This window comes from Rhodococcus sp. MPR-R1B (assembly GCF_058793255.1).
Genome location: NZ_JBXAFO010000001.1, coordinates 327,307 through 347,667, shown reverse-complemented (window position 1 = coordinate 347,667; position 20,361 = coordinate 327,307). Strand labels below are relative to the sequence as shown.

17 protein-coding genes are annotated in these 20,361 nt (G+C 60.1%); 10 read left to right on the top strand and 7 right to left on the bottom strand.

The window, feature by feature from the left end:
• Positions 1-13: 13 nt before the first annotated feature.
• Together AC1Q61_RS01670 and AC1Q61_RS01665 are read right to left on the bottom strand one after the other, a co-directional pair.
• Complete coding sequence (locus tag AC1Q61_RS01670; RefSeq protein ID WP_125052065.1) at positions 14-433, bottom strand: nucleoside/nucleotide kinase family protein; 420 nt, start codon at positions 431-433, stop codon at positions 14-16.
• Positions 434-670: 237 nt separating this feature from the next.
• A complete protein-coding gene (locus AC1Q61_RS01665; RefSeq protein ID WP_042923914.1) occupies positions 671-1,690 on the bottom strand; it encodes a Gfo/Idh/MocA family protein in 1,020 nt (339 codons plus the stop codon).
• A 361-nt stretch (positions 1,691-2,051) separates the two neighbouring features.
• On the opposite strand from AC1Q61_RS01665, the gene hisD reads away from it, so the two are divergent.
• The 7 genes from hisD (at position 2,052) to AC1Q61_RS01630 (ending at position 9,740) form a co-directional block, all read left to right on the top strand.
• Positions 2,052-3,374: a histidinol dehydrogenase gene (gene hisD, locus AC1Q61_RS01660; protein ID WP_042923916.1), complete on the top strand. Its 1,323-nt coding sequence runs from the start codon at positions 2,052-2,054 to the stop codon at positions 3,372-3,374.
• Entirely contained in the window at positions 3,371-4,804 is a 1,434-nt protein-coding gene (locus tag AC1Q61_RS01655) for an aspartate ammonia-lyase (protein ID WP_118606949.1), read from the top strand. Before hisD ends, AC1Q61_RS01655 begins: the two co-directional genes overlap by 4 nt.
• Before the next feature lie 153 nt (positions 4,805-4,957).
• Complete coding sequence (locus tag AC1Q61_RS01650) at positions 4,958-6,544, top strand: GMC family oxidoreductase (RefSeq protein ID WP_238704835.1); 1,587 nt, start codon at positions 4,958-4,960, stop codon at positions 6,542-6,544.
• 41 nt (positions 6,545-6,585) lie between these two features.
• Positions 6,586-8,385 (top strand): thiamine pyrophosphate-binding protein, encoded by a 1,800-nt coding sequence (locus tag AC1Q61_RS01645; RefSeq protein ID WP_031330783.1) that lies wholly within the window; start codon positions 6,586-6,588, stop codon positions 8,383-8,385.
• 31 nt (positions 8,386-8,416) lie between these two features.
• A complete protein-coding gene (locus AC1Q61_RS01640; RefSeq protein ID WP_054188413.1) occupies positions 8,417-9,253 on the top strand; it encodes a sugar phosphate isomerase/epimerase family protein in 837 nt (278 codons plus the stop codon).
• A 50-nt stretch (positions 9,254-9,303) separates the two neighbouring features.
• Positions 9,304-9,444 (top strand): hypothetical protein, encoded by a 141-nt coding sequence (locus AC1Q61_RS01635; RefSeq protein ID WP_156778931.1) that lies wholly within the window; start codon positions 9,304-9,306, stop codon positions 9,442-9,444.
• Positions 9,445-9,569: 125 nt separating this feature from the next.
• Positions 9,570-9,740 carry a hypothetical protein gene (locus AC1Q61_RS01630; protein ID WP_181992031.1) on the top strand — a complete coding sequence of 57 codons (171 nt, stop codon included), beginning with the start codon at positions 9,570-9,572 and terminating at the stop codon, positions 9,738-9,740.
• On the opposite strand, the gene AC1Q61_RS01625 is transcribed toward AC1Q61_RS01630, so the two are convergent.
• The 3 genes from AC1Q61_RS01625 to AC1Q61_RS01615 are packed head-to-tail and all read right to left on the bottom strand — an operon-like array spanning position 9,733 to position 12,642.
• Positions 9,733-10,512, bottom strand: coding sequence for an ATP-binding cassette domain-containing protein (locus AC1Q61_RS01625; RefSeq protein WP_492650764.1), 780 nt, complete (start codon positions 10,510-10,512; stop codon positions 9,733-9,735). The genes AC1Q61_RS01630 and AC1Q61_RS01625 overlap by 8 nt on opposite strands.
• A 33-nt stretch (positions 10,513-10,545) precedes the next feature.
• Positions 10,546-11,514, bottom strand: a complete 969-nt coding sequence (locus AC1Q61_RS01620; RefSeq protein WP_054188412.1) for a sugar ABC transporter substrate-binding protein — start codon at positions 11,512-11,514, stop codon at positions 10,546-10,548.
• A gap of 48 nt (positions 11,515-11,562) precedes the next feature.
• Positions 11,563-12,642, bottom strand: a complete 1,080-nt coding sequence (locus tag AC1Q61_RS01615) for an ABC transporter permease (RefSeq protein WP_118606947.1) — start codon at positions 12,640-12,642, stop codon at positions 11,563-11,565.
• A gap of 346 nt (positions 12,643-12,988) precedes the next feature.
• Here AC1Q61_RS01615 and AC1Q61_RS01610 point away from each other — a divergent pair, with 346 nt between their 5' ends.
• Both AC1Q61_RS01610 and AC1Q61_RS01605 read left to right on the top strand, forming a co-directional pair.
• Entirely contained in the window at positions 12,989-14,530 is a 1,542-nt protein-coding gene (locus AC1Q61_RS01610; RefSeq protein WP_021331895.1) for a PucR family transcriptional regulator, read from the top strand.
• A gap of 924 nt (positions 14,531-15,454) precedes the next feature.
• A complete protein-coding gene (locus AC1Q61_RS01605; RefSeq protein WP_081377525.1) occupies positions 15,455-16,501 on the top strand; it encodes a LacI family DNA-binding transcriptional regulator in 1,047 nt (348 codons plus the stop codon).
• A 29-nt stretch (positions 16,502-16,530) separates the two neighbouring features.
• On the opposite strand, the gene AC1Q61_RS01600 is transcribed toward AC1Q61_RS01605, so the two are convergent.
• Positions 16,531-17,694: an iron-containing alcohol dehydrogenase gene (locus tag AC1Q61_RS01600; RefSeq protein ID WP_042923934.1), complete on the bottom strand. Its 1,164-nt coding sequence runs from the start codon at positions 17,692-17,694 to the stop codon at positions 16,531-16,533.
• A gap of 63 nt (positions 17,695-17,757) precedes the next feature.
• Positions 17,758-19,248 (bottom strand): CoA-acylating methylmalonate-semialdehyde dehydrogenase, encoded by a 1,491-nt coding sequence (locus tag AC1Q61_RS01595; RefSeq protein WP_054188408.1) that lies wholly within the window; start codon positions 19,246-19,248, stop codon positions 17,758-17,760.
• A 114-nt stretch (positions 19,249-19,362) separates the two neighbouring features.
• Here AC1Q61_RS01595 and AC1Q61_RS01590 point away from each other — a divergent pair, with 114 nt between their 5' ends.
• Entirely contained in the window at positions 19,363-20,256 is an 894-nt protein-coding gene (locus AC1Q61_RS01590) for a LysR family transcriptional regulator (protein ID WP_042924016.1), read from the top strand.
• Positions 20,257-20,361 lie beyond the last annotated feature (105 nt).

Genomic DNA, 20,361 nt, shown 5'->3' with positions numbered 1-20,361 from the left:
GAGGTCGACGGGGTTATGTTCGGCGCACCAGGACTGTGCCGTTGGTCGCAGAGTTGGTTCCAGACACGTGAAACATTGCGTGCGCCCAAGGGCGGTCCGCGTTCAGCAACGAATTCTCTTCGATCATCCTGTCGTCGTGATAGCCCTGTGGATCCTCGCCGAGCTCGACCAATCGTTGTCGCGCTGTCTCCGGTGCGGTGTCGACCCACACTGTCGCGTCGTACAACATCCGCAATGAACGGCGGATCGACCCGGCACCTTCCACGAGAAGCAACGTCGTCTGGTCAGGGACAGCGATATCGCGAGGCTTGTCGTGGTTCGGCTGGAAGGTGAATGGAAGCCCATTTCGCCGGATAGGTTCCAGTAATTCCTTGGCGAGCAAGGTATCCCAGCCAAAAAATGTTCGACTGCACGCGATGTCATCTGTGTGCACGATGACCGTCCCTGTACAGTTTGCCGATAACAGTGCGGCCAGCGTCGACTTGCCGGAACCACCCCTCCCATCGATCCCTACGATTGCCGGGCCGCGCCCAACTGAACCGGCCCGCAGAAGTTCCACGAATTGTGGGATCGCGAATCTATTCCAATCCGTATTTTCGTCACGCTCAGTGGGACGTTTCATGAACCTCTACCTTGGATCGAACCAGCTCCGAGTGTGAATTGTGAACGGCTACTGTCCACAGAAGTCGACTGGGACCCGGTTACCCGTCCTGGCCGACTCGAGTATCGAGATGCTCACTGCCAGTGCGTTGGTCGCGTCGAGTCCGTCGACGACTGGTCGGCCGTCACCGCGCGTGGCACGGGTGAAGTGTTCCAGCGTGATGTCGTACGTGTGCCGGCGGTCTTCGACATCGATCTCGTGCGATCCCCGGCGATCGTGCAGAACGACCGACCCGATGGGTTCCGGAGTCATGACGTCGGCTGCATGAAGGCTGCCGGCTGTCCCGTGCACCTCCACATACGTGGGTGCGAATGGCGTAGTGAAAGTGTCGTGGAATCGTACAAGGACGTTGTTCTCGTAGAGAATCGACGAGGAGGCTGCATCTTCGGCTTCGGTCACCCAATCTCCTTGGGCCACAGTGATCGCGCTCGCCGTCAGTGCTCTTGTGCCGAGTAGCGGATTCACGACGGAGGCGTTGTGGCAGGAAAGATCCATGACGGCGCCTGATCCCGGCGTGCTACCGAGTCGCCACCCTCGCAAACGTTCGGGTAGGAGCGACGTGTGGCGAACACTGACCGACAGAATCCGGCCTATGTCGCCGCGCGCCACTGTGCGTCGAATGGCCTGGTGCGTACCTGCGGCGGGCAGGTGGTGGTTGACGCCTAGGACTACGCCGGCGGATTCGCAAGCGGCGGTCATCTTCCGCGCATTGTCGATGCTCGTCGACAGCGGCTTCTCACAGAGAACGTGTTTTCCGGCTGCTGCCGCCGCGCACACCTGCTCGAGGTGGCGATCATTTGCACTGGAGATGTAGACCGCATCGATGAGGGGATCGCTGAGCAGATCGTTCAGCTTGTTCGTTCCGTTCGATATCTCGTTCCGACGTGCGTACTGCTCGGCATGGTCCGCATTTCCGCTGTACACGGAACTGATGTGGTGGCCGGTCCTTCGCAGTGCGGGAATCATTCTCGTTTCGGCGATATCACTCGCACCGACGATTCCCCAGACGAGATGCGGTTGTTCGCTCATCGAAGTATTCCTTCTCGGGCATCGACGATGTCGAATAGACAGCGACGGCTCCGGGTATCGGCCGACTCGACGTCAGGAGTTCGGCGCGGACGAAATCTGGTAGGCCAACCCTACGAAGTGGCGATAGATATCGACAGCGCCAAAACGTGCAAGCGTGAGCCGCTGATCGACCACTGTGAGCAGGCGCGAGCGCTGCACCTGCTCTGACCGTGAGCTTTCGAACGACCGGCATATCATGCACGGATTGGGCAGAATTTGGCAGAAGTGGTTCCCCCTATGTGTCTGTCCGCTGGATCACTTCGCAGGAAAGCTAGGGCTATCAGTTTGATTTCATGCCTCACCTCGAAGGAGCAACCCGCCAATGTCGTTCGTTCTCAAAGCCGCAGTCGGCGAACCAGCGCAGCGTGCCAGCAATCCGGCGGTGGTCGACACTGTCGCGGGTGTGATCGCAGACATTCGTGCCAACGGTGACGACGCGGTCCGTAAGTACTCTGACCGTTTCGACCGGTGGTCACCGGATTCGTTCCGGCTCGACGAAGATCAGATCCGCGAGATCGTCAAGTCCGTCCCGACAACGGTCCTCGAGGACCTGCAGTTCGCGCAGCGTCAGATTCGCGACTTCGCCCAGGCGCAGCGCGACACCATCACAGACCTCGAGGTCGAGACTCTGCCCGGCGTGTTCTTGGGGCACCGGAACATTCCGATCGACGCGGCTGCAGCTTACGTTCCGGGTGGCAGGTACCCGCTGACAGCGTCGGCGCACATGACGGTGCTGACCGCGAAGGTCGCAGGCGTCGAACGCGTCGCGGCTACGACGCCCCCGAATGACGGGCTTCCGCCCCAGATCAGCATCACCGCAATGCATCTCGCCGGGGCCGACGAGATTTTCGTGCTCGGTGGCGTACAGGCGATTGCAGCGCTGGCTCTCGGTACCGAGACGATCGATCCTGTCTCGATCCTCACGGGGCCGGGCAACGCATACGTGGCAGAGGCAAAGCGTCAACTCTTCGGTGAGGTCGGAATCGATCTCTTTGCAGGTCCCACCGAAACACTGATCGTTGCCGACGAGTGCGCCGACCCGTTCACCATCGCAGTGGATCTACTCAGCCAGGCTGAACACGGTCCGGATTCACCGTGTGTGTTGATCACGACGTCCGAGGCTGTGGGCAACGAGGTGATCAAACACATCGACGCATTGCTACCCGGTCTGGAGACGAACGCGATCGCCGGGCCCGCTTGGCGCGACCACGGACAGATCCACGTTGTCGAGACTCTCTCCGAAGCATATGAACTCGCGGACAAGTTTGCCTCCGAGCACGTACAGATCCTGACGCAGAATCCGCGTGAAGCGCTCGACAGCATGAGCAACTACGGTGCCCTTTTTCTGGGGGAAGGAACGTGTGTTCCATACGGCGACAAAGTGATCGGGACCAACCACGTACTTCCTACTCTTGGCGCTGCGCGCTACACCGGAGGGCTCTGGGTAGGGAAGTTCCTCAAAACCCTCACTTTCCAGGAGGTGCGCGATCCGGCGGCGAGCGCCAGGATCGGCGAGATCGCTGCGCGACTGTCCCGACTGGAACGCTTCGAAGGCCACGCCCGTTCAGGTGACCTGCGTGCGGCGAAGTTCGGTGGAGCCGAACTACCGTGGGGCGAGATCCCGGTGGCGGCAAACCTCAAATGACGATGCGCATCGAGCACGACCTGCTCGGTGATCGCGAAGTGCCTGCGGAGGCCTACTACGGCATCCACACGCTGAGAGCACTGGAGAACTTCCCGATCACCGGTATTCCTCTCTCGGTCCACCCGGACATGGTATCGGCGTTGGCTGCGGTCAAGCAGGCCGCTGCTCGGGCGAACGCCGACCTCGGAATCCTCTCGCCCGAGCATGCAGCGGCGATCGAGCAAGCTTGCAAGGAGATTCGTGCGGGCAGGTTCACCGACCAGTTCGTCGTCGACGTCATTCAGGGTGGTGCCGGCACGTCATCGAACATGAACGCCAACGAAGTGGTCGCGAACCGCGCGCTCGAAATTCTCGGCGGCGAACGGGGGCAGTACCAATTCCTCCATCCGCTCGAACACGTCAACATGAGTCAGAGCACCAACGACGTCTACCCCACCGCGATCAAAATCGGCTTGCAAGGTGCCGTCACCAGGCTTCGAGGTGCGATGGACGAACTTGCAGGCGCATTCGCGGAGAAAGCAGCCGAGTTCTCCCACGTGCTCAAGGTCGGGCGGACTCAGTTGCAAGACGCGGTCCCGATGACTCTCGGTCAAGAGATTGTCACGTTCGCCGTGATGATCAAGGAGGACTCTCAGAGACTGGAAGAGGCCGCTCGGTTGATCTCGGAGATCAACCTGGGAGGGACGGCGATAGGTACCGGTCTCAATGCGCACCCGGAGTACGCCAGACGTGTGCGTGAGCATCTGGTGTCGATCACCGGTCTCGACATCTCGACGGCATCGGATCTCATCGAAGCAACCCAGGACGTCGGGGCCTTCGTTCAGCTGTCGGGAGTGCTCAAGCGTACCGCGGTCAAACTGTCCAAGATCTGCAACGATCTGAGATTGCTGTCCTCAGGCCCACGAGCAGGTCTGGGTGAGATCAATTTACCTGCGGTGCAGGCAGGTTCGTCGATCATGCCCGGAAAGGTCAATCCGGTCATTCCGGAAGTGGTCAATCAGATTGCCTACCGGGTGGTGGGAAACGATCTGACCATCACCATGGCTGCCGAGGCGGGTCAACTGCAGCTCAACGCATTCGAACCGGTCATTGCACACAGCTTGTTCGAGACTGCAGAACTCCTCACGCGGGGCTGCACTGTGTTGCGCGAGCGATGCGTGATCGGCATTACCGCCAACGTCGAGCATCTCGAACGAACGGTCGCGGCTTCGATCGGTGTCGTGACCGCGCTCAATCCCTACATCGGCTACACAGCCGCGACGGAATTGGCGGCGGACGCGCTTGCTTCCGGTCGTACCGTCGTGGAGTTGGTGCTCGAACGCGGGTTGTTGGGCAGGGAGGATTTGGACGCGATCATGGAGCCTGCGAATTTGGCACGAACTGCGATCGTGTCGGCTCCCGATTTCGATCCACTCGTCCCGTCGACCTGACCAGGTCTTCAGGGCGGTTGACACCGCACATGTGGGCGGTATCGTTTAGTGATACGTATAACTACTTGCAGTCCTGTTGTGTCAGGATTGACAGAAGCTGAGTCGGCACGGTTCAAGGACGTACCGCGCCAAGCCAGCCAGGAGACGGAAACCATGTTCGAAAAGACACGAATGGACAGTCATCCCCCCTGTAAGAGCAACTACGACGTCATCGTCGTGGGAAGCGGAATGGGGGGTGGAACGATGGCATACGCTCTCAAGGATTCCGGCCTCGATGTGCTCTTGATCGAGAGGGGAGACTTCCTTCCACAGGAACGTCAGAATTGGGACCCCCGAGCGGTGTTCGAGAAAGATCGGTACAAGAACGCCGAAAAATGGGTCGACACCGAAGGGCGGGAGTTCGCCCCCGGCACCTACTATTACGTCGGCGGAAACACCAAATTCTACGGTGGCTCGTTGGTCAGGTTCAGGAGAGAGGATTTTCAGTCCTCACGGCATCACGACGGTGAATCGCCGGCATGGCCGTTCTCGTATGACGATCTCGAACCCCACTACGCACGTGCCGAGCAGGTGTACAAGGTTCACGGCGACCACACCGACGACCCGACGTTGCCACGCGACCAACCATTTCCGTACCCTCCCGTAGGGCACGAGCCAGCGATACAGCAGGTCGCCGACGACATGCGTAAGGCGGGTTTCACCCCTTCCAATCTCCCTCTCGGGGTCGACCTTCGGCAGGGTGGGTCATGTATTCGATGCAAGACATGCGACGGGTTCCCCTGCCGTACCTTGGCGAAATCGGATGCCGACGTCTGTTGCGTGCGACCCGCACTCGATTCGGGCAACGTCGAAATCGTCACGAACGGGTACGTGGAGAAGGTGTTGACCGACGATTCCGGACGTCGAGCATCAGGCGTCGAAGTGACCCATCGCGGCGTCACCTCCACAGTACGTGCGGATACGGTCGTAATCTCCTGTGGTGCGGTCAATTCTGCAGCGCTGCTGCTACGTTCGGCCACATCTGTCCATCCTGACGGGCTCGCAAATTCCTCCGGAATGGTCGGTCGTAACTACATGGTGCACATGAACTCGATCATGGTGGCCATCGACCCACTCAAGAAGAACAAGTCCGAATTTCAAAAGACGTTGTACTTCAACGACTTCTACCTGCGTGGCACTGACGATCATCCGTATCCGCTAGGCCACGTGCAACTGATCGGGAAGCTCCAAGCGGAGATGATCAAGGGGCAACGACCCCACATCCCCAAATGGGCGTTGAGCCTTGCCACGAACCGTAGTACCGATTGGTGGCTGTTCACGGAGGATCTGCCCAACCCTGAAAATCGTGTCACGCTGACTCCCGGAGGGCGTATCCAGATCGCATGGAAACCGAATAACGTCCGGGCACACGAGGTTCTGGTTCGCGAGACGCGAAAAATGCTTCGCAAGATCGGATTTCCGGTGGTCATCAGTGAAGGAACAGGGATAGAGGTCAACTCGCATCAGGCCGGAACCGTTCGGCTCGGTACCGACCCGGCTACATCGGTCCTCGATCCGAGTTGCCAGGCACACGATGTCGACAACCTGTATGTCGTCGACTCCTCCTTCTTTCCGTCGCTCCCGGTGATGAATCCGGCGCTGTCGATCGCGGCGAACGCGTTGCGTGTTGCAGATTCGATCATCGCTCGAAGCGGCGACTCCACGGCGGGTGCATCGCACGGCTCGTCGATCTCTGCATAAATTGCTCACCCCCAATTCTTTTCGATTCGAAAGTGAAGAACATGACTGTGCAAAAGCTCACCGGTGGCCAGATGGTGGTCGACATACTGATCCGTGAAGGAGTTGAAAAGGTATTCGCTATTCCGGGACACGGCAATACGGCGTTACTTGATGCGTTCGTCGACCGGGCCGACGAAATCGAGTTGGTTCCCGCCATCCACGAGCAGGGCGCCGCACACATGGCCGACGGCTACTACCGCGCATCGGGCAAGATCGCGGCCGTCTGTACTTCCATCGGACCGGGAGCGACAAACACCGTAACCGGAATCGCGACTGCGTTCGCGGACTCGCAGCCGATGATTCTGATCACCGGCGCCGTTCACACGTATATGGAGAACCGCGGCGTCCTCCAGGAGATCGATCGGCCGCATGGGAACAATTTCCCACGGATGGTCGAGCCGGTCGTCAAGCGCTGGTGGCAGCCCGGTCGACTCGAGCAGCTACCTTCCGCGATGGCTCAGGCGTTCAACACGATGCTCGAAGGTCGCAGAGGGCCTGTCCTGGTGGATATCCCGCAGGACCTGCAAGCTGAGTACGGCGACTATGTTCCAGAGTTGTACTCGCGCCGAGCTCAGACCCGGGCGACTGGTGATCCCGTCGCCATTGCCGAGGCAGCCAAGCTACTGGCGGGTGCTAAGCGTCCCGTAATCCTCGCTGGCGGAGGCGTCATCGCAGCCGAGGCCGGTGCGGAACTCCTCACACTGGCGGAACGTCTCGGCGCTCCCGTGACGCACTCCTTCCAGGGCAAAGGCGCATTCCCTGCAGACCACGATCTGTACGCGTGGCCGTGCGGCGACATGGGATCGATTCCGGGTAACGGAGTCACCAAGACCGCCGACGTCATTCTTGCAGTGGGTTGCCGGTTCAGCGATCGCATCACGTCCTCGTATCGCCCAGGAGTCACATTCGACATCCCTAACACGAAACTCGTTCACATAGACATCGACGGATTCGAGATCGGCCGCAACTACCCGGTCGAGGTCGGGATCGTCGGCGACGCCAAGACCTCGCTCTCGTCTCTGATCGACGAACTCGGCGCACCGGCAGCGGATTACGACTTCCGGGCAACCGACTACTACGCCGAACTTCAGGACTTGAAGGCACAGTGGGACGAGCACCTGCGCCCTATGCGTGAGACCGACTACTTGCCGATGACCAACTCGCGGGCAATGGTCGAGATCCGAAAGGTCCTTCCGCGTAACGGAATTCTGGTCACCGATTCCAGCAACCCGGCAAACCAGGCGTTCAACGAATTCCCGATCTACGAGCCGAAGAGCAACATCGTTGCCGGCGGATTCTCCGGAATCGGATTCGGTGTACCTGCCGCGATCGGCGCCGCGATCGGCGCACCGGACAAGCCGGTTCTCGCGCTCGTCGGCGATGGCGCGTTCCTACAGACCGGCACGGAGATCGCAGCTGCCGCCATGAGCGGCGTCAATGTCGTCTTCGTCGTTCTGAACAACGGTGGCTGGGAAGCAATCAAGGACCTCCAGATCAATCTCTTCGGCGCGGAACGGGAAATCATCTCAGGCTGGAAGTTGCCGGATGGATCCCCGTACTTCGCCGATATCACTGCGTTCGCGCAGTCCCTCGGATGCAAGTCCGAGCGAGTCGAGGATCCCGCAAAGCTCGGCGCCGCTGTTCAGCGCGCATTCGAGACCGAGGGCCCCGTAGTCATCGAGGCGATCAGTGCTCGCGAGCTTCCCTGGACCGAGATGCATGCAATGGGTTGGTGGGATATCACCGTGCCGGCCTACCACGGCGAAGTTCGAGACGACTACGTGAACCAGCGCGGCTTCTGACCCACCCCTCACCGGAAAGTAGTTGTAAGTCATGGGCAACATCAAACTCGGACTTAATCTGGAGTTCGCGCGATACGAGAACGGCTCTTTCGATTGGGCCATGGACCAAGCTGCCGAGATCGGCTACAAGTACGTCGAGCCGATGGTGCACTGGGGTCGTGAACTGCTCAGTGCAGCAGGATATTTCCACAGCCGTTCCATGCTCGACGATCCGTTGATCCTGCGGAATGCGGCCGAAGATCGCGGTCTCAGCATCTCGTCGCTGTCGAGCCACGCGCCACTCGCCAAGCCGGAGGTGGCAGTGGAGTACTTCCGCCAGGCCATCCGCTACGCCGCGGAGGTGGGTTCTCCGATGATCATGGTCGACGATGGACCCACCCCGTCCTGGACCACGGAGGAAGAGAACTACACGCTCATGCGGTACACCCTGAAGGAGGCAGCGCTGGTCGCGGAGCCCCGGGGTATCAAGATCGCAATCGAGACCCACGGGCCGTACACCGCGACTCCGGAGCGCCTCGACAAGATCATGAATTTGGTCGACAGTCCTGCCCTGACGATCAACCTCGATACCGGAAACAGCTACCTGAGTGAGAACGATCCGCACGAGTGGCTCGAAGCCATCATCGGTCAGGTCACGCACTTGCACGCCAAGGACATTGCGGTGGACGACGCGAAACGTCTACGCGGAAAAGTGAGAGGCATGCTGGGATGCGCCTGCGGTGAAGGTGTCATCGACTGGAAGCGCATCGTCGACACGCTCGCCGCGGCCGACCACGACGTCGTCTTGTCGGTGGAGTGCGGCACGCTCGACGCCGCGAAGAAGAGCTACACCCACCTCAGCGCATTGATCGAAGCAGTCGGTCAGTAGCCGTGTTCGGTTTGGAGACGCATCCGGGAAACATGAATACAGTCGTGATCATGAACCCGTCCGTGATGAAGCAGAGGATTCCGAACGGTGAAGTACCGACCGTCGAGGAGTTCGTGACAGCCCCGCCTGCCTTACGCGCACTGCCGATCCCGCGGATCGAAGCCGTCGATGGCCGAGTACAGATCAACTAACCGAACACCGAAAGTGCTCGGGCCCAACCTCATCAGGTTGGGCCCGAGCACTTTTCGTCTCGGCGGCTGTAGTTCTGCCTCGTCTGGGGCGGTGGGGGCCAGAGGGGTGACGGAAAGGGTCTCGGATGTCCGACGCCGACGCCGACGCCGACGCCGACGGTGACGGTGACGGTGACGGTGACGGTGACGGTGACGGTGAGTATCGGATCCGCGACACGAACAGGCCCGTCGAAAGTCGTGGTGACTTCAGACGGGCCTGTACGTCGATCTGCCTGCAGCTACAGCTGCTTACGTGACGGCCTCTGCAGGTCGAGCGCCGGTGATCATCGAGACGATCTCGTCGGCGGTGGTTTCCTTGGTGTTTCGGCACCCGACGACCTGGCCTCGCCGGAAAACGTACACCCGGTCGGTCAGTTCCAGCACCTGTTGCATGTTGTGGCTGACGATGATGACCGCGACTCCGCGTTGTTTGAGGCGTTTGATGATGTCGTGGACGTGGGCGGTCTCCTGCAGGCCCAGTGCCGCTGTGGGTTCGTCCATGATGATGAGCTTCGATCCCCAACCGGATGCGCAGGCGATGGCGATACCCTGGCGCTGGCCACCGGAAAGACCCCGAACGGTCCGGTGTACCTCGGGCACGTTCACTCCGATCTCCGTGAGCAATTCGGTTGCACGCTTGGCCATCTTGCGTCTGTTGAGCACGCTCAAGCCGCCCAAGTTGATCAGCTTCTCTTCACGCCCGAGGAACAGGTTGGTCAGGACGTCGAGGTCGTCTGCGAGTGAAAGATCCTGATAGACGGTTTCGATCCCGGCTTCGCGTGCATCGATCGGGCTTTGGAACTCACAGTCCGCACCGTCGAATCGGATGGTGCCATCACTCGACGGTTGCGCGCCGGAAAGGATCTTGACGAAGGTGGACTTGCCTGCGCCGTTGTCGCCCATGATGGCGATGTGCTCACCGTGTCCGACGCTGATGGAGGCGCCTTGCAAAGCTTTGACGCCGCCGTAGAACTTGGAGAGGTTCGTAGTCTGGAGAAGAGGCTCGGTGGTGTTGGTGATAGTACTCATTGAGGTGGTTCCGATCTGGGGGGTCGTCTCGAATCAGTACGCTGCGGGAGAGTCGGCGACATTGGCGGATGTTACGGGCGGGATCGGGACGAAGATCTTGGGTTGCACCGTGCCACCGTCCAGCAGGGTCAGCATGGCGGCGACAGCTTCTCGCGCCATCTCCTTGGGATCACCGTTGATGGTTCCGTACGTGTCTCCCGCGAGGATGCTCTCGCGCATCTCTTCCGGATAGTCGTTGCCGACGAAGACGATTTCGCTTCGGCCCATAGACTTGGCCAGGCGGGCGCCCGCAGCCAATTCAGGTCCTTGCGCGACAACGGCGTTGATCTGCCCCGCCGGATACTTCGCGAGCCAGTCCTGGGTCAGGCTGATGGTCTTGTCGTTCGCCCAGTTGTTCGGCTGCTCTTCTACGAGCTTGACGTCGGGGAAGTTCTCCTGCAGTTCGGCACGGAATCCTTCCGACCGACCGATCTGCGGCCCACTGCCGAGGATGCCGGTCATCAAGGCGACGTTGCCCCGATTGCCTATTGCTCCTGCGACCATCTTCGCCTGCTCGCGTCCGACCTGAACGTCGTCGGTCCCTACGAACGAGGAGACCGGGGCGTCTTCGGACAGCGCCAGGGAGAATGCGATGACCGGGATTCCTGCTGCTTCGGCTCGTTTGATAGACGGAGTCATGCTGTCCTGGTCGCTGGGGGCGAGGAGAATGGCGTCGACCTTCTGCGTGACCAGCTGGTCCATTCCGCTACTCATCTGAGCGATGTCGTTGTGCCCGTTGACAACACTGAGCTTGTATCCCGCAGCTTCAGCTTCTTCTTGCACAGTCGAGATGGCTACGTTCATCCATGGGTCGACGCCGACGTCGTACACCACGAAGCCCAATGTCTTGTTCGCACCCGAGGAAGGTGCGGTTCCGCAGGCCGTGAGTGCGACGGCGACGAACGCAGCCAGGCAAAGGGCAAATGCGGTTTGGATCGTTCGAGAAGTTCTTCTTACGGTCATGTGTTTTCACTCCTGGAATGTGGTTGGCTGCGAGGGGAATCGGATGTATCAGCGTTTGCGGGCGCTGCGGAACGCTTCGAAGCCGACTGCGAGCAGAACGGCCGCACCCGTCAGCGCCGGCTGCCAGTAAGCGGACACGCTGTACAGGTTCAACGCGTTTGTCAGGACGGTGAGCGACAGGATGCCGATCACCGCGGAGCTGATGCCGCCGACTCCGCCGGTGAGTGGTGTGCCGCCGATGATGACGGCGGCGATGGCGAGAAGTGCCCACTGTGTACCTGTTGCCGGACTCCCGATTCCGGAGATCGAGACAAGAAGAATTCCTGCGATGGCGGCGCACAGCCCGCCGATGGCATAGACGGCAATCAGAACCCGATCGACATGGATTCCGGCGCGGCGCGACCCTTCCTTGTTGCTCCCGACGGCGTAGATGTGCTGGCCGAAGAGCGTGCATCGTAAGACGAACAGCAGAATCAGGATGACCACGACGAATGTAAGACTGGCAAAGGAGATTCCGGCGATGTTCTTCAAGCCCAGATCGGTCCATCCGGAAGGAAGAGGAGCGATCGGGGTGGCGCCGGTTGCGGCGTACAGCAGTCCGGTGACGACGGCTTGTGTACCGAACGTGGCCACGAATGGGTTGATGCCGATCTTGGCTACGAGGATGCCGTTCACGAAGCCGGCGAGTAGACCGGCGACCAATCCGACGAGAATTCCGATGGCTATACCGTGCTGGAGACTGACGTACGCTGCAGCGCATCCGGCTGCCGCTGCCACGATTCCGACCGAGAGATCGAAGCCACCCGAGATAATCATCAGCTGCATACCGCCGGCAATGATTCCGACCATCGCCGCCTGTTGCAGCACGTTGAGCAGGTTGTCCGACTGCCGGAAGATCGGGTTGGCGATGCACAGAATCACCACCGATGCGACCAGTACAGTCAGCATCACCCGCTGAACGACCTGCGAAGGTGTGCTCGGCAGAATGCGTTTGAGCAGAGCCGGTAGCCATTCCTGCGAGGATGCGTGGGGCGGCTGAGGTGCCGCGGAACGAGTGGAACGGCCGACGTCATCGACAGAGATTCCCGCGCTTGGCGGCCGTTTCTGCTGGTCTTCGGTCAGGGGCATTGAGGACTCCTCGAAAGGGTGTTTCGGTGTTCGGTCGAAAGAGCGAAATCAGGTCACCCGGTCGCACGGCGTTGTGCGTGTCGAGATTCGGATCGGTGCCCTGCAGTTCGCGTTCGGTTCGAGAATCGGTAGCGATTACTCGGACGGTGGGCCGGCAGTACAGGGGCGCTGAAACAAATCTTCGGACAGGTAGGAAGCGGGTTCGCCATGTGTCTCAACTCTGTTTGGCGACCCCCGGCGAAGCCCTGGGGTTGTAGAAATACTGTCCTGTGACTGCATTCACAGCTAGACGCAAGCCGGGAAAGATGTCTCGGCTGGACGACACGTTTTGTGTAGTGTCTTTGACATGTCTTTCACGGTTGCGGACGCTCTGGAACTCTCACTGATCCGCGCGGCCGGTCCTCACGTACTCACCAGCGGAACGGATCTGGATCAACGCGAAGTCCGATGGGTTCACTCGTCCGAGATCCCCGATATCGCACGATTTCTCAGCGGCGGCGAATTGTTGCTGACGGCGGGCCTCGGTATAGGGGAAACAGAAGCCGAGCAGCGTGCTTACGTGAAGGCGGTTTCTCGAGCCGGTGCGGCAGCTCTGGTGATCGAAGAATCCGGTCGCATGTTCGATCGAGTTCCTCAAGCTGTTGTGCAGGAAGCCCAACAAATGCTGCTTCCGGTGATCGCGCTGACCCACGAAGTGTCGTTCGCCGGAGTCTCCGCCCAGGTGCACGAAATTCTGACCGAAATGCGACTTCGGAGCCTGACTCGTGAACGTGAGGTCGAAGCAACATTCTCGGGATTGCTGCTCGACGGCGCAGACCATCTCGGAATAGTGGAGACTCTGGCGGCGCTCACCGACAGCACGGTGGTTCTGGAAAACATCGCTCACCGGGTGACGGTCTATTTCTCAGTGGACGGTGTCGAATTCGACGACGACGAGTGGAATCGTCACGCCAGAGTATCGCACGACAATGAAACTGATTGTGTCCGAAGGCCCGTCGTCATGCGTGGTCAACCGTGGGGGTGGATCCACGTGCTCCAAGGACAATCGCCGACCGCGCCGTTCTCGGCTGAATTCGCGGCGGAGCGGGCAGCAGCAGCGATCGCGATCTCGCTTCTCACCGATCGTAGCCGCGAGGCGCGTGACGATCAGCGCAGTACCGCTTTGATGACACACTTGCTGCTGGGAGAAATTTCCGGCGATGAGTTCGTGAAGCAGGCCAGTCGTCTGGGGTATCGGCTCGGATCTGGCCTGATGCGAGTGTTCGTGGCCAACAAGAATACTCGTGATGATTCTGCTGGAATCCGGCCCAAGCGCAGGAGCAGTCCCAATGCGATCAGTGCCGACATGGGTGATTACATCGTCACGGTGGCGCCGGAAGTGAGTGGCCGTCCGCCGGAGATCGAGGATCTTGTCGGTTTCGTCGGTGCGGGTGTCGGTGTGAGCCGCGCTATTTCACGTGACATGGTTGCTGTCGCGCTCACTCAAGCGCGCAGTGCTGCCGCGGTCGCCCGAGCTTCTGGTGGTGTCCTTCACTTCGACGAACTGGGGGTCGAGCGGATTTTGGTGACCCTGGCGCAGGGCCCGGAACTGGCGAGCTTCGTCGAAGACGAATTGGGTCCGTTGTTGACGAAGGATGCGCACTCGGCCAGTCCGCTACTGCCGACACTGCGCGCATTTCTCAGCGTCGACGGTCGCAAGACTGAAGCGGCGGACAAGCTCTACGTGCAGCGCAGAACTCTGTACAACAGGTTGGAGCGGATCTCGACGATTCTCGGGAAATCCCTCGATGCCCCGGAAACGCGGCAGCGCTTGCTGTTGGCAGTCAAAGGTCTCGAGCTGCTGGAGGGGTCGGCGATCAGTTCGTCGCGACGTTCCGGAAGGAACTAGCATTCCGACTTCGATGAGGGGGACGGCGGTGCGGGCTGCGCGCGCGGCAGTGAGACGGCCTGTTGCCGGCAATCCGCACAGGGAACCACCGGGCAGTCCCAAGATGACGAAACCGAATCCGCTGGTGGTGAGCTCGAGTGCATTCTTGACGTCGGGTGTCCCTGTCGCCCAAGAGGCTTGGCAAGCTCCGTGAAGTGCGAAAGATGACAAGCAATGCCCATTTCGTGCGGTCGAGCACGAACGGCGACTTCGGCTAGAGCATTTCGTTGATTCCCTTCATAGAAGAGATGAGTGAATCGTATCACTAGGTGATACGATTCACTCATGTCGGTGGTGGTAAAACAAGGTGAAGGTTGAGATGTGGCGCGACAGGCGAAAGTATCGCAAACCGCGGTGTCGCGCCTACCTTCTCCCGAAGTGTCCAGTCGGGGCAATCGCCGCTGTCGACAGTACGTCTCACGGACGTCGTCGTGTGTACATATGCGGGACCTTCAGTGCAGAAACATCTTTCAGGCTACCGAGCTACGGCAGGAGTGGGGCGACGAACATGGCTGGTCACCGTATGGAGGAAGAAGTGGGGTACGTCTGTGTCACGTGTCGCCATATCGGTTCGTCGTTGCCTATGCCCAAGCCGTCTGTGCCGCTCGCCGTGCGAGCTCGATGCAACCTCTGTGGCGAGATCGACACGGCGATGTCGGGGCGGAAAGACGATGTGCCATACCGTGTCGAGCTCTTCGGGGGCTTTCGTAGAGCTTGGACGCATGCAGTCCGGTGTGGGCGAATGTGTGAACACCATCTACTGTGACGACAGGTCAACCGAAGCCGACACTCGGTTGAAACGAGACCACGATAGAATTCGTGAGATCGTCAAGGGTTACGGCGGATGATTCGTCCGGAGCAAGGGGAGTCGCTTCAGTGGTTACGATGAAGGACGTGGCGCGGGCAGCAGGCGTCTCCCAAGCCGCTGTCTCATACGCGTTCAGTAACTCTCCGAAAGTTTCTGCATCGCAGCGTGATCACATCTACGCAGTCGCTCAGTCTTTGTCCTACGCCGGGCCGAACATCGTCGGCAGTAGCCTGCGCTCCGGCCGAGTCGGAGCGGTTGGCATCATGGTGATGGAGTCGTTGGGGCACGCACTGGAAGACCCGTCGACCATGCTGTTGATGAAGGGGGTAGTCGAAGTCAACGAACTCGCCGATGTTGCCCTGACTTTGTTGCCGTTGGTCTCCAGTAGGGAAGAAGGATTCAATTCTCCCGCGGTCAGAGGTTTGGTCGACGGAGTCGTCCTGCACAATGTGACTCCTACCCACCCGATCATTGCGGCCCTGATTCACTCCGGAACGCCGGCAGTTGCGATCGATTCACCCGCGGACTGCGGCTTGCCGTTCATCGGAATCGATGATCGCGCTGCAGGATTCAAGCAGATGGCCCATCTCTTGGATCTCGGGCACCGAAGAATCGGTGTGGTCTGCGAACGTTTGAACATCGGTGGCACCGACGGGTCGATCTCCAAGACAGTTGTCGAACATTCTTCCGAGCGGGTCCAGCGAGATCGGATCCTCGGGTACTTCGATGCTGCAACTGCGCGGGGAGATGCCGGTGTCTCGATCGAGGTTTACGAGGCTTCAGGTATCGATCGTGACAGCGGCGTCCGTGCTGTCCGCTCGATGGTCGAGAAACTGAATCCGACCGCAATAGCCACGACGTCAGATGTCTTTGCCGTCGCTGCCTTGAGCGTGCTTCGTAGCATGAATATCCCAGTACCTGAGGTTGTTTCGGTTGTCGGATTCGACGATGCCCCCATCGCCGAACTCATGGATCTGACCACTGTGCGTCAACCGCTGGTGGAGAAGGGCCGCGCCGCAGCCTCCATGCTGCTCGACAATATCGACGGCGCGAAGCGAAGGCAGAAGATCTTCAAAACCAAGCTGATCGTCCGAAACTCGACAGGCCCGGTCAGCACAGTCTGAACGAGACCATGCTGACCGGGCCGGAGTGGTCAGGATCGATAGACTTTCCGGTACAGTTCGGCGATTTCCTGTGCGCTGGGCACCACCGGGTTGTTCGACGGAGAACCCGACGCCAACGCCTGGTCCGCCATCAGTGGAATGAGCTCCTCCCAGCGAGTCTCGTCGATGCCGAATGTGCGCGGACTGGGTACCTCTACGTCGACGCACAAAGTATCGATGAAGTCGACCAGCTTGTGCGAGGCCGCCTCGTCTGAGTCGCCGCGATCTGCCGCGCCCAGCTGCCTGGCGCAATCGGCGTATCGATCACGCGCCCCGGGTATGGAGAACGCGGTGATCGCCGGAAGCAGCATTGCATTGGAAAGTCCATGCGCCACATGGAAATGTGCGCCGATCGGACGACTCATCCCATGTACCAGGCACACGCTCGCATTGGAGAACGCCATACCCGCCTGAGTGGAAGCATGCATCATCTGTTCGCGCGCCTCCCGATCTGAGCCGTCACGGTACGCGCGCAAGAGGTACTCCCCGATTGTCTTCATCGCAGACAGTGCGAGCCCGTCCGAGATGGGGTTTGCCTTCTTACTGACGTAGGCCTCGATCGCGTGTGTAAGTGCGTCGACACCTGTGTCGGCCGTCAGTCTCGGCGGCATCGACATCGTGAGGTCGGAATCGACGATTGAGGCGATCGGAAGAAATGAAAGTCCAGGGCACAGCATCTTCTCGTCGGTGGTGACATCCGTGATGATCGTGAATTGGGTTGCTTCCGAGCCACTTCCTGCCGTCGTCGGGATGGCGATGATCGGAAGCGCCGGCCCCGCGTACACCCGAGGGGCTTTGAAATCGCGCATGACGCCGCCCTGCTTGAACAAGACGGCAAGTGCTTTTGCCGTGTCCATCGGGCTGCCACCGCCGAAGCCGATGATCGAGTCGGCATCGTGGGCGGTCAGAGCGTCGAGACCAGCCTGTAGAGAATCGGTAGTGGGGTCGGGAACCGTCTCGGAGAAGAGTGCGGCCTTCTTTCCTGCTGCTGCAACGATCTTCAGCAATCGATCGGCTGAACCATTGCTGACCATGAATGCGTCGGTGACGAGAAGCGGACGCTCGATGTTCAGATCCGTCAGCACTTCGCCGAGACTCTCGACGGACCCAGGACCAAGTTTCAAGAACCGGGGAAATGAAATGTTGGCAACCATGCCGATCCCTTCGAATGTTGTGAATGTATTTCCCAGCCCGTGGTATTCGGACGGGATAGGGACTCAGTTGTTTTCGGGGAAGCCGAGGTTGATGCCGCCGTGGCTGGGATCGAGCCAGCGGGTAGTGACGACCTTCCCGCGGGTGAAGAAGTGGACACCCTCGGTACCGTGAGCGTGCGTGTCGCCGAACAGGCTGTTCTTCCAACCACCGAAGCTGTAGTAGGCCATGGGGACTGGAATAGGGACGTTGATCCCGACCATACCAACCTCGATCTCGTTCTGGAAGCGACGTGCTGCGCCACCGTCATTGGTGAAGATCGCGGTGCCATTCCCGAATGCACTCGAATTCACCAGGTCGAGTGCTTCGTCGTAGGAGTTCACCCGCACGACCGAGAGCACAGGGCCGAAGATTTCGTCTGTGTAGATGCTCATGTCGGTGGTGACGTGGTCGATCAGGGTCGGGCCGAGCCAGAATCCGCCCTCACCACCGTTCGCCTGCACTTGCCTGCCATCGACGACGAGTGTCGCGCCGGCGGCCTCACCGGCGTCGACGTAGGAGGCGACCTTGTCGCGGTGGGCCTTGGTCACCAGAGGGCCCATGTCTGAGTTCTTCGTGCCGTCACCGGTTTTCAGGGTGCGGGTCCGCTCGGCGATCTTGCCGACGAGTTCGTCGGCGATGTCGCCGACGACGACCAGTGCCGAGATCGCCATGCAGCGCTCGCCGGCCGAGCCGAATCCGGCGTTGACCATTGCGTCGGCGGCCAGATCGAGGTCTGCGTCAGGCAAGACGATCGCGTGGTTCTTCGCTCCTCCGAGAGCCTGAACGCGCTTTCCATGGCTGGTGCCGGTGCTGTACACGTACTGGGCGATGGGGGTTGAACCGACAAACGAAACGGCCTTGATCGCAGGGTTGGTCAGAAGTTCGTCGACAGCTGTCTTGTCGCCTTGCAGGACGTTGAACACGCCTGCTGGAAGTCCTGCCTCGGCCCAGAGTGCCGCGATCCACAGCGAAGCAGATGGAACTTTTTCGGACGGCTTGAGTACTACCGTGTTTCCGGTGGCGATCGCGATGGGGAAGAACCACATCGGGACCATCGCGGGGAAATTGAACGGCGAGATTATCGCGACCGGGCCGAGTGGTTGACGGATCGAGGTGACGTCGACGTTCGTCGAGGCATTCTCGGTCATACCGCCCTTGAGCAGGTGCGCGATGCCACAAGCGAATTCGACGACTTCCTGGCCTCTTGACACCTCGCCGAGTGCGTCGGAGAGGACTTTGCCGTGCTCGGCGGTGATTATCTCGGCGAGTTCGTGCTTGCGGGCATTGAGCAGTTCGCGGAACGCGAAGAGGATTGCGGTTCGCTTGGCGAGCGAACTGTCGCGCCAATCGGGAAACGCAGCAGCAGCTGCGTCGATAACGGCGCGTGCGTCTTGCACGCTGGCGAGCGCGACACTGCCAGTGACGGCGCCGGTCGCAGGGTTCGTGACCGGAGCGGAGTTTCCGCTCGAACCGGGGGCGATCGTGTTGTCGATCCAATGTGCGATGACAGTCATGACTATTCACTCCTGAGGCTGGGGTTGATTCGAGTCTGTGCCGCAGAATTGCCGTCGTCAACAAGTAAGATCGCAGTACTCAATGCAAAATTGCAGCCAAGAACGGGAATGGCGATGTTTACTTCTGACAACCTGCGCTTTCTGCTGGAACTGTCACGCACGGGGCGCATTTCGGATACGTCGAAGCGGCTGGGGGTCGATCAGACCACTGTCTCCAGGAGAATCTCTAGGCTTGAAAAAGACATGGGAGCAAGGCTTTTCGATCGCGGCGTCTCGGGCTGGCAGCTGACCGAGGCGGGCAGGCGATTGGTTCCCTACGCGGAGAGTATCGAGTCGACGCTACTTTCTGCGCTCGGTGAGACGACCGCCTCGGCGTCGCCGAGCCTCAACGGGACGGTCCGGATCCTGACCCCAGACGGCTTCGGTGCCTTCGTCTTGGTTCCGGGCCTGCGCTCTGTCCGTGTCCGGCACCCGGATTTGTACACCGAAGTGCTGACTTCGACTACCCACGATGTGTTGACCGGGCGTGACTTCGACGTCGCCGTCACGTTGGAGCGTCCCTCTCCCCGATCTGTGGTCGTCAGCAAACTTGCGGACTACAACTTGCGGCTTTACGCCTCGCGTCGGTATCTGGAGACGCACGAGTCGATCTCGTCGGTGGACGACCTACGTCATCACACGCTCGTCTGGTATGTGGACGCGTTCTTGGATGTCGAACCTCTGCGTATCCTCGACCGGATACTGCCCACCGGGCGGGCGCAGATCCAGACCAATAACATCGCTGGTCACTACGAGGCGGTCAGGCACGGTGTGGGAATCGCGCCCTTGCCGACATACATCGGCGCGACCGACGATGACCTCGTGCCGGTGCTGCGTGACGAGTTCGTAATTCGGAGGTCGTATTGGCTCGTTGTCCCGCGCGAGCTGATCAGATTGGCCCGCGTACGGGCGATAAGCGATGCCTTGCATGAGATTGTCGACAGGAATCCCGACCTCCATGCGCGGTGATGTGCGTTTCCTGTATTCCCCGGGTTGGGCGATGGTTGACGGTCAGTTTGTAGCGCCTGAGGAATGATCGCGATGTCAGGTGTGGACGCTGTCGAAGGGTCTTGT